The organism is Nonomuraea sp. NPDC047897 (assembly GCF_043204415.1).
GTDB lineage: Bacteria > Actinomycetota > Actinomycetes > Streptosporangiales > Streptosporangiaceae > Nonomuraea.
The window spans coordinates 195794-209571 of record NZ_JBIDCC010000005.1 but is presented as its reverse complement, the minus strand read 5'-3'; the positions used below and the strand labels follow the sequence as shown (position 1 = coordinate 209571).

The following is a 13778-nucleotide window of genomic DNA, read 5'->3' as shown; positions in this document are numbered from 1 at the left end:
GGTCGTCGCGCCCGCGTCGACTGGTCAGCCCCGTCGGGCCGGTGGCCGGCGGGCCATGACAGCATGGCCGGATGAGGACCATCATCGCGGGCGGCCACGGCAAGATCGCGCTGCGGCTCGAACGTCTCCTCGGCGGCGACGCTACCGGCCTGGTGCGCGACCCCGGCCACGTGGCCGACGTCGAGGCGACCGGTGCCCGGGCGGTGCTGTGCGATCTCGAACGGGCGGGCGTCGAGGAGGTCGCCGAGATCCTGCGCGGCGCGGACGCGGCCGTCTTCGCGGCGGGCGCCGGGCCGGGCAGCGGCGTGGCCCGCAAGGACACCGTCGACCGGGCGGCCTCCGTCCTGCTGGCCGACGCCGCCGAGCGGGCCGGAGTGCGGCGGTTCGTCCAGATATCGTCCATGGGGGCGGGCCGGCCGCCGGAGCCCGGCACCGACGAGGTGTGGGCCGCCTACATCACGGCCAAGACGGAGGCCGAGCACGACCTGACCCGCCGTTCGCTCGATTGGACGATCCTGCGGCCCGGCGGCCTGACCGACGATCCCGGCACCGGGCTGGTGCGGCTGGACCTGGAGGTGCCGCGCGGGCGGGTGCCGCGCGACGACGTGGCCGCCGTCATCGCCGCGTTGCTGCGGGAGCGGGCCGGGCTGGGGCAGGTGCTGGAGCTGGTGTCCGGCGACACGGCGATCGACGACGCGATCGCCGGTCTCCCCTGATCCGTCGCTGATTTTGCGGTTAGCGGGCCGGGTGTTGGCTATGGCTTGCGGTCTCCACGGCAAGGGTCCCAGGTGCGTCGAGAAGGGATCCCGATATGTCGGATATGTCGTTCTTTTCGAGTGACCCGTTCAGGCGGTTCGACGAGCTCACCGGCCGGATGTTCGGCGACGCCTGGCCACCCGCACGCCCCAGCGTGCAGCGGGTGGACATCGGCAGGCTGCTCAGCGAGCCCGCGCGCGAGGTCCTCGCGAACGCCCTGGAGATCGCCGGTCGCCGGGGCGCGGCCGACCTCGACGCCATCGACCTGCTCGACGCGCTGACCGAGTACGACCAGACCCGGGCCACGCTCGAGGCCGCCGGCGTGGACGTCGGCACGCTGCGCGACCGCATCGACGCCGCCGGCCGGCCCGGCGACGAGGCGGGCGGCCCGCCCGGCGGGCAGCCCACCGCGCTGTCACCGGCGGCCAAGCGGGCCCTGCTGGACGCCCAGCGGATCTCCAACGCCGTCGGCTCCTCCTACATCGGCCCCGAGCACCTGCTGCTCGCCCTCGCCGCCAACCCCGGCTCCAACGCCGCCCGGCTGCTGCAGGAGCAGGGGGCCACCGCCGAGGACCTGCAGCGGGCCATGGTCTCCGGAACGGGCCGGCGGCAGGAGCGGGCGCCGGGCGCCACGCCGTCGCTCGACCAGTACGGCCGCGACCTGACCGAGGAGGCCAGGCAGGGCCGGCTCGACCCGGTCGTCGGCCGGGAGGACGAGATCGAGCAGGCGCTGGAGGTGCTCTCGCGCCGTACCAAGAACAACCCCGCGCTCATCGGCGAGCCCGGCGTCGGCAAGACCGCCATCGTCGAAGGCATCGCCCAGCGCATCGTCAACGGCACCGTCCCCGACACCCTCAAGGACCGCCGGGTCGTCGCGCTCGACCTGACCGGGATGGTGGCCGGGTCGAAGTACCGCGGCGAGTTCGAGGAGCGCGTGAAGAAGGTCATCGACGAGGTGCGCGAGCACGCCGACGAGACGATCGTGTTCATCGACGAGATGCACACCCTCGTCGGCGCCGGCTCGGCCGAAGGCGGCATGGACGCGGCGAACATCCTCAAACCCGCCCTGGCCCGCGGCGAACTGCACGTCATCGCCGCCACCACGATCGACGAGTACCGCAAGCACGTCGAGAAGGACGCCGCGCTCGAACGCCGCTTCCAGCCGATCCTCGTCTCCGAGCCCACCGTGGAGGAGACGATCGAGATCCTGCGCGGCCTGCGCGACGCCTACGAGGCCCACCACCAGGTACGCATCACCGACGAGGCGCTGCACGCCGCCGCCACCCTGTCCGACCGCTACGTCGCCGACCGGTTCCTGCCGGACAAGGCCATCGACCTGATGGACCAGGCGGCCGCCCGGGTGCGGCTGCGCTCCCGCACGCCCGCCACCGACGTGCGCGAGCTGGAGGAACGCCTGGAGGCGCTGCGCCGCGACAAGGACCAGGCCGTCTCGGCCGACGACTTCGACCGGGCCAAGGAGGTGACGACGCAGATCGACAAGCTCCGGCCCGAGCTGCAGCGCGCCCGGCAGGTCCGCGACGAGGTGCCGCAGGTGACGGTCGAGGACGTCGCCGAGATCGTCTCCCGGCGCACCGGCATCCCGGTTCGTCAGCTCACCGCGCAGGAACGCGAACGGCTCATGCACCTGGAGGAACACCTCCACCAGCGGGTCGTCGGCCAGGAGGAGGCCGTCACGGCCATCGCCGAGGCGGTCCGCCGCTCCCGCGCCGGCCTGTCGGACCCGAACCGGCCCATCGGCAGCTTCCTGTTCCTCGGCCCGACCGGGGTCGGCAAGACCGAGCTGGCCCGCGCCCTGGCGGCGGCCCTGTTCGGCGGCGAGGACCACATGACGCGCGTGGACATGAGCGAGTTCCAGGAGCGCCACACCGTGTCCCGGCTGATCGGCGCGCCTCCCGGCTACGTCGGCTACGAGGAGGCCGGCCAGCTCACCGAGGCCGTCCGGCGCCGCCCGCACGGCGTGCTGCTGCTCGACGAGATCGAGAAGGCCCACCCGGACGTGATGAACATCCTGCTCCAGATGCTCGACGACGGCCGCCTGACCGACGGCCAGGGCCGCACGGTCGACTTCACCAACACGATCGTCATCATGACGAGCAACATCGGCGCCCAGCTGATCCTCGACTCCGACGACCCGGCGGCCCTGGACGACCGCCTCATGGACCTGCTGCGCCACTCGCTGCCGCCCGAACTGCTCAACCGCATCGACGAGATAATCATCTTCAGGCGCCTGGAACGCGACCAGCTCAGCCAGATCGTCGAACTCCTGCTGGACCGCACCCGCCAGCGCCTGCGCGGCCAGGGCATGGACCTGGAGGTGTCGCCGGCGGCCGTGGACTGGCTGGCGGAGCGCGGGTTCCAGCCGGAGTTCGGCGCCCGGCCGCTGCGGCGCACGATCCAGCGCGAACTCGACAACAGGCTGTCCACGATGGTGCTGACCGGCGAGGTGAGCGAGGGCGGCCGGGTCGCCGTGGACGTGGAGAACGACGACCTCGTCCTGCGCGCCCACAACCCGGAACCGGTGGACGCCTGATCCACCACGCCGCCTTGACTGGGGGCAACACGCCCAGTTGATCACTTTATGTGGTTTTTATGTGACTCAATTGGATCTTGTCCGCGCATATCCGCGAAGTTACGCTCTACCCGTTTGCCAACATGCTCCGGGCTGCGCGATTCAGAAACCCCGTTTCTGCTTTACGTGGATGGAGCTTCGTCCGGCGCCTGCGGGTGCCCAGCGTGGTTCGGAGTGTGACGGCGTATGCGCCGGGTTTCGGCATGGGCTCGTTCGCGTGCAGCGATTCTGGCGGTCGCTGCGCTTCCTGGTCTTGTGTCGCTCGCTGTGACGCCGACGTACGCGCAGGCCGCTATGACGAGTGACTCAGCCGCATATCAAGGAGCGGTGGCCACGCCCCGGCAAATGACCGGCACGGCGGGCCGGCTTCCCGCTTTGGCCGATACGTCCCTGACCCGTGCAGGCCGTGGAACGCTCAACACCTCGTTAGCGAAGAATCCGGCGAAGGCCCTCAGCCTGGAGTCGCGTTCCCCTGAGCCGGAGAAGGCATCGAAGCTTCCGTCCGGTGTCGAGCGGGCGGATCGGCTGGACCGGATGACGCAGTCCGGTGACACGTTCCCGATGATCGATGATGTGTATCCCGAGCACGGGATGTTGCTGGGGTCGGTGACACCGTTGCTCACCGTCGAGGTCAGCCGGCTGGGCGCTCCACCAGCGATCAACAAGGGTTTGGAGTTCACTTTCACGATCTGCAGCAAGGTGGAGCCGGACCCCGACGCCGGGCCGTTCGATCCCGCGCCGACGCCGGTGTGTGTCAGCTCGCCCAAGCAGGTGTGGGGGGACACCTGGCGGGTACCGGCGGGCAAGCTGGAGTGGGGCAAGCAGTACGAGTGGTGGGTCCGCGTGGTGGACCTGGACAGCGGCGCGACGGCTCAGTCCGACAAGATGCTGGTGACGACTGGAGCGCGCCAACCCCTGACCAGCGCCCACCTGGGTGAGCGCGGCAGCGACGGCCAGGAGTTCCTTCCGGTCACGGGCAACTACACGAGCACGTTCGTCGATGCCCGGGTGGCGGTGGCGGGGCCGCCCCTGGCGGTCACGCGTACGTACAACAGTCTTGACGGACGCACCACCGGCATCTTCGGCGCAGGCTGGTCGACCCCATGGGACATGCGCATCACTCCGGAGCGGACGACCCCTGACCTGACCGATCTCCTGGTCACCTATCCCTCGGGCGGCCGGGTCAGGTTCGCGGACAAGGGGGACGGCACGTACCAGCCGCCGCCCGGCATGCACGCCACGCTGGCCGATGTGGAGGGCGGCGGCTGGCGGCTGATGGACACCTCGGCCACCAGCTACCACTTCGACGGCGCGGGCCGGCTGCTGAAGATCACCGACCGTCGGGGCCGGGCGCAGACCCTGCACTACGATGCTGACGGCAAGATCAGCAAGGTCACGGCGGTCGGGGGCAGATCACTGCACCTCACGTGGCAGGGCCCACGGGTGGCGTCGGTGTCCACCGACCCGGTGGACGGCAAGAGCTCCACCTGGACCTACACCTACACGGGCGACAACCTGACGAGCGTGTGCGCCCCGGTGGCGGCCCCGAACTGCACGACCTACACCTACGCGGACGGGTCCCGGTACCGGGCGACGGTTCTCGACTCCGAGCCGGTGGGCTACTTCCCACTTGGCGACGGCCAGTACGAAGCCCCTTCCAACCTGGGTAGTGACGGCCGTTCGGGCCAGTACAACGACGTCGCCATCGGGCAGCCGGGCGCGCTGGAAGGCAGCACGGACAAGGCTGCTGGCTTCACCAAGTCCTCGGTGATGATGCCCTCCAACATCCTGGCCAGGCTGCGCGAGCGCCTGTCGATCGAAGTCTGGTTCAAGACCAAACAGCACGGCATGATCTTCTCCGCGGCACCGTACGGATACGCGTACGGCGCGACGAACCCGGTCCTGTACGTCGGGACCGACGGACGGCTGAGAGGCCAACTGGGCGAACTCAGGAGCAACGGCGGCGACTGGACCTATGCGCCGATCACCAGCCCCGCCGCTGTCACGGACGACCGTTGGCACCACGCGGTGCTCAACGTGGCGGACGGCAAGCAGAAGCTCTTCCTAGACGGCCAGGTCGTCGGCGAGGTCGTCGGCGAGATGTACCCGGACTACCGGGAAGCCGCCTACCTGGGCAGTGGTGACCGCGCCAGCTCGTGGTCCGACACCCCCGGTGCTCCGAACATCAAGGGTGCGTTTTCCTTCGTGGGCTCGCTCGACGAGTTCGCGCTCTACGACAAGCCGCTGAGCGAAGCGGAAATCCAGGCCCACTTCGCGGCGAAGGTGAAGGTCTCCAACAAGCTGGCGAAGATCACGCTGCCCTCGGGGCGGGTCTGGGCGTCCAACACCTACGACGCTGCGACCGACCGCCTGAAGACGCACACGGACCGCCACGGCGGCACGTGGCAGATCGGCGCACCCGACAGCGACTGGTCCGAGCGGGTGGCGACCGTTACCGTCACAGACCCGCGCAACGGCACGCTGACCTACGGCTACGACGAGGGCCGCGGCTCCCGACTGACCTATCTGAAGGACCGCTCAGAGCTGCCGATGCGCTACGAGTACGACACCGGGGGCTTCCTGACAAAGGTCACCGACCAGAACGGCAACGCCTCCCGCTTCTACAACGACAAGCGCGGCAACCCCATCAGCACCCAGACGTGCCGCAGCGCGGGGAACTGTCAGCTCGCCTACGCCGAGTACCACGTCAACAAGGATGACCAGTTCGATCCACGCAACGACCGCATGCTCGTCCGCCGGGACGCACGTTCGTCGAGCGACACCGACAACAAGTACGCGACCCGTTGGGAGTACAACCAGTACGGCGAGCAGACCAAGGAGACGACTCCCGCGACCTCCGACTTCCCGACCGGCCGCTCCACCGGCGTGACGTACACCGACGGCACCGAGGCGGCGATCGGCGGCGGCACCGCCCCCGCAGGGTTACCGGCGTCGAAGACGGATGCGCGGGGCAACGCCTGGACCTACCGTTACACCGCGGTCGGTGACCTGGCCGAGCAGACCGACCCCGAAGGCCTGGTCACCAAGCTGGACTACGACACGCTCGGCCGCCTGATCACCTCGACCCAGGTGTCGGACGCCCACCCCGACGGGGTGAAGACGACGTTCACCTACGACGGTCTGAGCCGCCCGGTGACGCAGACCGAGCCCGGCGTGAAGAACGAGATCACCAACGTCACGCACACCAAGCGGACCACATTTGCCTACGACGGCGACGGCAACAAACTCAGCGAGAAGATCACCGACCTGACCGGCGGCGACGCCGAACGCGCCACTGTCTACACCTACGACCCGCTCGGCCGGGTCGAGACCGTCACCGACCCCGAAGGCGGCGTCGTCCGCCAGGCCTGGAACACCCTCGGCCAGTTGGTCCGGGTGACCGACCCCCGGGGGACCGTGATCGAGAACGGCTACACCGACCGCGGCCAGTTGCACACCCGCACCCTGAAGGGCTGGACCGGCAGCCCGGTCAACCCACAACCGGCCAAGGACGTGCTGCTGGAGTCGTACTCCTACGACGCGGCCGGCCGGCTGGCCGCGCAGGTCGACGCGATGGGCCGCAAGACGTCGTACGAGTACTTCAACGACAACCTGCCGGCCAAGAAGATCGCCGACGACGTAAAGCTGAATGGCTCCACCACCACCCGTGACGTCGTGCTGGAGGACAACACCTACGACGCGGCGGGTAACCAGACCAAGCTGGTGACCGGCGGCGGCACCACGACCACGGAGTTCGTCTACGACGCCGCCGCCCGCCTGACCTCGCAGACGTTCGACCCGGGCACGCTCAACCGCAAGGTCGCGTTCGTCTACGACGCCAACGGCAACGTGCTGAAGACGACGCTGACCGGCGCGGGCACCACCCGCTCCGAGGTGACCGAGTACGCCTACAACAAGGTCAACCAGGTCACCAAGTCCACCGTGGAGAACGGCGATGCCGACATCGTCGCCACCTCCACCTACGACGACCGCGGCCTGGCCGTCGCCAGCACCGACCCGCGCGGCAACGCGGCCGGGGCCGACAAGGACGCCTTCACTTCCACCATGCGCTACGACGTGCTCGGCCGCCTGATCGAGGCAACCGGCCCGCAGGTCAAGGTGGACAAGGCCGGCAGCTCCAGCGAGGTTCGCCCGTCGGCCCGGTTCGGGTACGACACGGTCGGCGCCCGCACCCACGAGACCGACGCGGAAGGCCGCACGATCACGTCGGTCTTCGACAAGGCCGGACGACTGACCAGCAAGAGCGCCCCCGCCTACACGCCTCCCGGCGGTACCGCGCTCACCCCCACGATCACGCACGCCTACGACGCGGCCGGTCTGCTGAGGGCCACCACCGACCCGCGCGGCTACACGAGCACGTTCGAGTACGACCAGCTGGGCCGGCAGGTCCGCGTCACCGACCCCGCTCCGGAAGGCCAGACCGCCGGCCGCTGGATTGCCGAGTACGACCTGGCCGGCGAGCAGCTCGCCGCGGTCGACCCGACCGGCGCCCGCGTCGAGGCGACCTACGACGACCTCGGCCGCAAGATCACCACAACGCAGGTGGAGCGCAAGCCGTCCGCGGCCGCCTACACCACCACGTTCACCTACAACGACGGCGGCCACCTCACCAAGACGGTCGCGCCCGGCAACCGCACCACCACCATCAAGGTCAACGCGGCCGGCGAGGCCACCGAGCAGACCGACCCGGCGACCAACACCACCAAGATGGCCTACGACCCGGCCGGCCGGGTCACCAAGGTCACCGACCCGCTGGGCAACGCCAGCGTCGCCGAGTACGACCTGGCCGGCCGCAAGATCGCCGTCAAGGACCTGAACGCCTCCGGCACCGTGCTGCGCACCACCGGCGCCGGCTACGACCTGGCCGGAAACCAGATCAGCAGCACCTCCGGCGAAGGCCACGAAACCCGGCAGACCTTCGACCCGCTCGGCCGGCTCACCGCACTCATCGAGCCGGTCAAGACCGGCGAGTCCATCACCACCAGCTTCGGCTACGACGCCGCCGGCGCCCGCACCCGGCTGACCGACGGCCGCGGCAACGCCACCTGGACCACCTACAACACCCTCGGCCTCCCCGAGACCGTCGTCGAACCGGCCACCACCGCCCACCCCGACGCCGCCGACCGCACCTGGACCGCCGCCTACGACGCCGCCGGCAACCCCACCGCGCTCATCCAGCCGGGCGGGGTACGCATCGACCGCACCTTCGACCACCTGGGCCGCCTCACCAAGGAGACCGGCGGCGGAGGCGACGCGGCCAGCGCCGAACGCACCTTCGGCTACGACCTGGCCAGCCGCCGAACCACGATCGGTGACCTGACCGTCGACTACAACGACCGCACCCTCCCCCTGGCGGTCAAGCGCGGCACGTCCACGCAGACGAGCTACGCCTACGACGGGCTCGGCAACCCCACCCAACGCGTCGACGCGGCCGGCACCGCCACCTTCACCTGGGACAACGTCGGCCGCCTGGAAACCGCCACTGACCCGGTCACCACCCGCAAAGTCACCTACGGTTACGACGCCGCCAGCCGCCTCAAATCCATGACCGCCGCCACCGGCACCACGGCCAGCGACAGCCAAGCCTTCACCTACGACGACCTCGACCGCCTCGAAACCCACACCCTCAAGCGGAACACCGGCGCCCAGCTCGCCAAGATCACCTACGGCTGGGACAAGGACGACAACCTCACCACCAAAACCACCGCCGGCACCGCCGCAGCAGGCACCAACACCTACACCTACGACCACGCCGGCCGCCTCACCTCCTGGCAAGCCCCCGGCGGCACCACCACCGCCTACGAGTGGGACGCCTCAGGCAACCGCACCAAAGCCGGCGACAAGACCTACACCTACGACGAACGCAACCGCCTCACCACCGGCGACGGAACCGACTACACCTACACCCCGCGCGGCACCCTCGCCACCCAGACCAAGAACGGCACCACCACCCAGCTCACCTTCGACGCCTTCGACCGCCTGGTCGCCGACGGCGACAGTCTCTACAGCTACGACGCCCTCGACCGCGTCACCACCCGCACCCGCGGCACCACCAAGCAACAGTTCGCCTACTCCGGCCTCGGCAACGACCTCGCCGCCATCACCGACACCACCGGCGGCGTCCAAGCCAAGTACGGCCGCGACCCGTCCGGCGGCCTGCTCGGCCAGCAGGAAGGCACCAACCCCGCCCTCGCCACCCTCACCGACCTGCACGGCGACCTGATCGCCACCTACACCAGCACCGCCCTGGCCACCACCACCGCCTACGACCCCTTCGGCACCATCACCGCCCAAACCGGAGCCAAGACCAACCTCGGCTACCAGGGCGAATACACCGACCCGGACACAGGCAAGGTCAACATGCACGCCCGCTGGTACCAGCCCGGCACCGGCACCTTCACCAGCCGCGACACCGCCACCCTCACCCCCAACCCCAGCGTCCAAGCCAACCGCTACACCTACGCCAACGCCTCCCCCCTCACCGGCATCGACCCCACCGGCCACTACACCACCCAACTCGACACCTGGGGCAGCTACAGCGTGGGTCGAGACCTCCAGGAAGTCGCCGAATCATACGCCAGCCTTGGCATCCTCAGCGGAGGCGGAGGCGGAGGCGGCGGTGGAGGTGGCCTGTGCGCGGGAGGCGCATGCTCACGAGGCGACATTGGCGGAGGTATGTCGGCTTGCGACATTTGGGGCTGCTCTGCGGCTAGTTACGGGTTCGCCGTCATGACAGACGAGGACATCAAAAGGTCCGGAATGATGCCTAACGGCCGCCCGGTTCCAGGAGACTTCTGGAGACAGTCGAAGCAGGTGCGTGAGGAATTGATGTACAGCCCTGTATTTGAAGCGTCCCAAGAGGAGGTCGACTTGCTCTGGGAGGTGATCAAGTACAAGCATTCGAAGGAGCCAGGCGGAGTTGCTGCAGGCGGCTCTGTCGCTGGAAAGGCCGATTGGAGCTATTGCAACAAAAAATTCGGCAAAAAGACGTGCGAGTCCTGGAGGCAGGCAGCTTTGCTTATTATGAAAGCGGAGCAATACGGCGAATATTGCCTACCTCCAAAAGATTCGAATGCGGCACATATGTGTGCCGGATGGCAAGTGGACCTTGGCATTGAAAAAGACGAGCACGACAGGTTAATGAAGGAGAAGTTCAAGAAGACTGCTTTCTATAAAGTCATCAGCTTCTTAACTGGGGACGCGCAAGCATGCATGAACGGCAGCTTCCTCGGTTGCATCTTCACTGCCGCGAATGTTCTTGGAGGCGCAGGGGCACAGGGTGCTAAAACGGCAGTATCAAACATGCCAAGGCTGGGTGCCGCTCTCGATCAGTTGGCCTCTGCGCAAAGGGTGGCGCCTGGGAGTTCTGGTAGACTCGCAGGTCAGGTAGTGCCCAAGAAGCAGGCAGAGGAATTAGCGAAATGGTTCGGATATGTAAAGACGAAGGAGAAGGCACACGGAGAGTATGTATGGAAATGCGCGAAGAGATGCAGTGGTCCAAAGTATATATCCTGGGATAACACTGGGCATAGTCCGGCGATCTTCAAAGGGGCTAATACGCCGGCCGACTTGCGCTCAAAGGCAACACGTGCAGGGGGATATGACTTGGTTAAACACGGTGGAGAGTACATTCTCCGATGGGTGGCTAAGTAGCGTGAAGACCTATGTAATCAGCCCGCTGGCTAATTCGTCCGATAGTGGTGGGGAGAGTTGGTCCTCCATCTCTGATATAGGATCTATGGTCGGCGACCGGAGGCTGGCCTGCCATGAATATCTTACGGCGGAAGATCTCCTCATTCGAGCGATACACCTGTTTGTGTCGCTGACAGATACCGATCGCTTGCGGGTTCGCCACCCAGAAGTTAGCTTTTGTAGTCCTCGCTGGCTGCCTCGCTTCTATGAGGGGGCAACTCTGACGATACAGGAGGCTGAAGATGTCTGCCGGGCTATTCTTCGGGATTTTGGTATATATGTAGAGCTAGTTCACGAGCAATCCTTGCAAATTAGATTCGGTTACGATCTTACCGTGTATGTAGCAATCTCAGCACCTGCGGACTCGGTAATCGAAGAATTGATGGATGTGGGGTTGTCTGTTAGAGAGGCGAGGTATGAGGACGTCTTCGAGTGCGATACGTCAACGGGGATAGAGATTCCGGTGAACGACTTCTTTTGGAGGAGGGTATCGCAGCTAGACGGCGACAAGGAGAACACGCTATTCATATTGGAGCGGTGGGCACACGGATTGGGAGGCGAGAAGTGGTACCGGATTTCACGGTCGCGTATGCCTGGCAAGTTCCTGACTCCATCTCCACATGCATCAATAACCGCATTTTCCGGCATTGACATCTTTATTGTCCAGCCTGGTAGGGATGCTATTCTGGAGGTATGTAAGCGAATTGTTGTCAGTCTAGATGAGCGGCCGTTGCTGCGGGTGGATAACTACTTTGAGTTGGATGGCGAACTCTCGGTCTCAAGTCTGGATAAATTCTCAGAGGTCCATAAGCTCCTTGCTTGCCAAAGCGAGCCGCTGGCCTTCTTTTTCCATCCGGGGGAACAAACTAGTCTTCCCCACGTGATGGGCATAGTTCCAGATGAGGATGGCCGCCTGCGCAGTATCTAATCATCTCGGTCTGGAATATACGAGTTGAAGTCTAGAGCCGGTCAGATTTGCAGGAATCCTTGATCGTGAGACTGGTCCGGGCCCTGCGTCCAAAAAATTGCCCATGGCTCGCTTGAGCAGCGACCTCGCTGTCCGAACGTGAGTGTCGGTTCCGGTATCCGGGGCATGAGAGCTTCCTGGGTAGCTGGTGAAGTAGGCCTGACCGGCGAACTCGACGGGACGGAGCATCCGTGGATGATAATATGTCTCCGAATGTAGCTTGTGCACGCCCGGCGGGCGGGGTGGGTCCTAGTCTCCTGAGAGGTGCACGTTGAGTAGAACATCAATATATTTTCGCGCTACTGCCGCTATACTGCTCCTGTCTGCATGCGCGACAACTCAAAGTAGTACCGAAGTGCGCGCTGCTTCCACATCCTCTGCGAGTAGTGTGTTCTCGGACAAACTTCTGCCCTCATTTGCACAGCTGAGCCCGCGCACAGTTGGCGAGCTGGCCCTAAACGGACGACTTCTAGATACGTCGGAAAAAGATTCGGTGATTCTGGATTCTGAAGGTGCGGTTCAGGAGGTAGGGCGCCAATTCTTTTCGGATGACGGAGACAGGCCTGTTGGTATATTTGCCGTCGAATATCGGAATGCAAGTGCTGCTCGCGAAGCCTTCGAGAAGGAGCCGCAACTCGGCCGCTTTCATGTAGCTGACGGATATCGCGCCGTACGCGTTGCTATGCATGACGTGACTCCGGGCGCGGACCGTCTGGTTGCGTTCTGCGCCGCGAAGAGTGGCCCGCCTGAGGTGGGTACCGAGAGTTGTCAAGGATGGAGTCTCCGGACCCAATACCGTGATGTCATACTCGAGATCCTGGTCAGAAAGGTGATTGAACCAGGAGCTTTTCGCAACATCCCAGAAGAGATACCGGTTGATATAGCTAGAATGCTTGATCGTCATATGCGCGACATCGGGTTCTCTTCTTAAGAGTTTCAGGATCAGACCGCGATATTTGTTGCGGCGATCTTCTGGGTCACCGTGGTGTGTCCCGAGTTTGGTTTGGCCGCGTCGGGTTTGCGGGTTATTCAGTCCGCAGTCGCGGACCGCCCGGTTCGTCAGCGACGACCATTTTTTCGGCGTCGTGATCGCGCGGTCCGTCGCTGCTCACGTCGCCCAGTGCCTGCCCCTCCCGCCACAGGCGACGTGCTCAGGACCGTGACGGCCGCTGTGCGGCGCAAACGCCAAGGCTGCATCGCCCGTTTCCAGGTGGCCGGGTGGAGGGCGCTTGCGGGTCAGGAGTCAGGTAGCGAATTCCGGACGGCTGCCGCAGTGGCGGTGGTGGTGCGGGTGAGGAAGCGGGCGATCACCTTGCGTTCCTCTGGGGTGAACTCGTCGATGGCGGCCGTCAGGTGGCGGCCGAGTGGGGCGAAGAAGCAGCCTGCCAGGCGGACGGCGGGCTCGTTGAGGGCGATCTCGGTCTTGCGGCGGTCCGTGGTGCTGCGGCGGCGTTCGACGTGGCCGACCTGTTCGAGGCGGTTGATGAGGGCGCTCGTGGCGGGTGGGCTGAGGTTGAGGGTGGCGCCCAGTTCGCCGGGGGTGAGGCGGCGGCCGGCGTTGGCGGCGTCGAGGATGACGACCAGGGCGTTCAGGTCGGTGCGGTGCAGGCCGTGCAGGACGGCGAACCGTTCGATGAACCGGTCGCTCTCCATGTTGAGCCGGCGGATCGCCACCATCAGGTCGTAGGCGCTCGGCGGCGGCGGGGTGTCCGGCGTCACGTTCCTCCCTCGTCCGGCTCGGGTGGGCGGGTC

Annotated in this window: 6 protein-coding genes; 4 read left to right on the top strand and 2 right to left on the bottom strand. The window is 66.2% G+C overall.

Annotation, left to right across the window (positions count from 1 at the left end):
• The first annotated feature begins 71 nt into the window (after positions 1-71).
• The 4 genes from ACGF0J_RS13635 (at position 72) to ACGF0J_RS13620 (ending at position 11987) form a co-directional block, all read left to right on the top strand.
• A complete protein-coding gene (locus ACGF0J_RS13635; RefSeq protein ID WP_393145357.1) occupies positions 72-716 on the top strand; it encodes an NAD(P)H-binding protein in 645 nt (214 codons plus the stop codon).
• A gap of 95 nt (positions 717-811) precedes the next feature.
• Complete coding sequence (locus ACGF0J_RS13630) at positions 812-3307, top strand: ATP-dependent Clp protease ATP-binding subunit (RefSeq protein WP_393145355.1); 2496 nt, start codon at positions 812-814, stop codon at positions 3305-3307.
• A gap of 366 nt (positions 3308-3673) precedes the next feature.
• Complete coding sequence (locus ACGF0J_RS13625; RefSeq protein ID WP_393145353.1) at positions 3674-11020, top strand: RHS repeat-associated core domain-containing protein; 7347 nt, start codon at positions 3674-3676, stop codon at positions 11018-11020.
• A gap of 373 nt (positions 11021-11393) precedes the next feature.
• Positions 11394-11987, top strand: a complete 594-nt coding sequence (locus tag ACGF0J_RS13620; protein ID WP_393145351.1) for a hypothetical protein — start codon at positions 11394-11396, stop codon at positions 11985-11987.
• 508 nt (positions 11988-12495) lie between these two features.
• Here ACGF0J_RS13620 and ACGF0J_RS13615 read toward each other — a convergent pair.
• Both ACGF0J_RS13615 and ACGF0J_RS13610 read right to left on the bottom strand, forming a co-directional pair.
• Entirely contained in the window at positions 12496-12930 is a 435-nt protein-coding gene (locus tag ACGF0J_RS13615; RefSeq protein ID WP_393145349.1) for a hypothetical protein, read from the bottom strand.
• 332 nt (positions 12931-13262) lie between these two features.
• Positions 13263-13745 carry a MarR family winged helix-turn-helix transcriptional regulator gene (locus tag ACGF0J_RS13610; RefSeq protein WP_393145347.1) on the bottom strand — a complete coding sequence of 161 codons (483 nt, stop codon included), beginning with the start codon at positions 13743-13745 and terminating at the stop codon, positions 13263-13265.
• Positions 13746-13778: the final 33 nt, after the last annotated feature.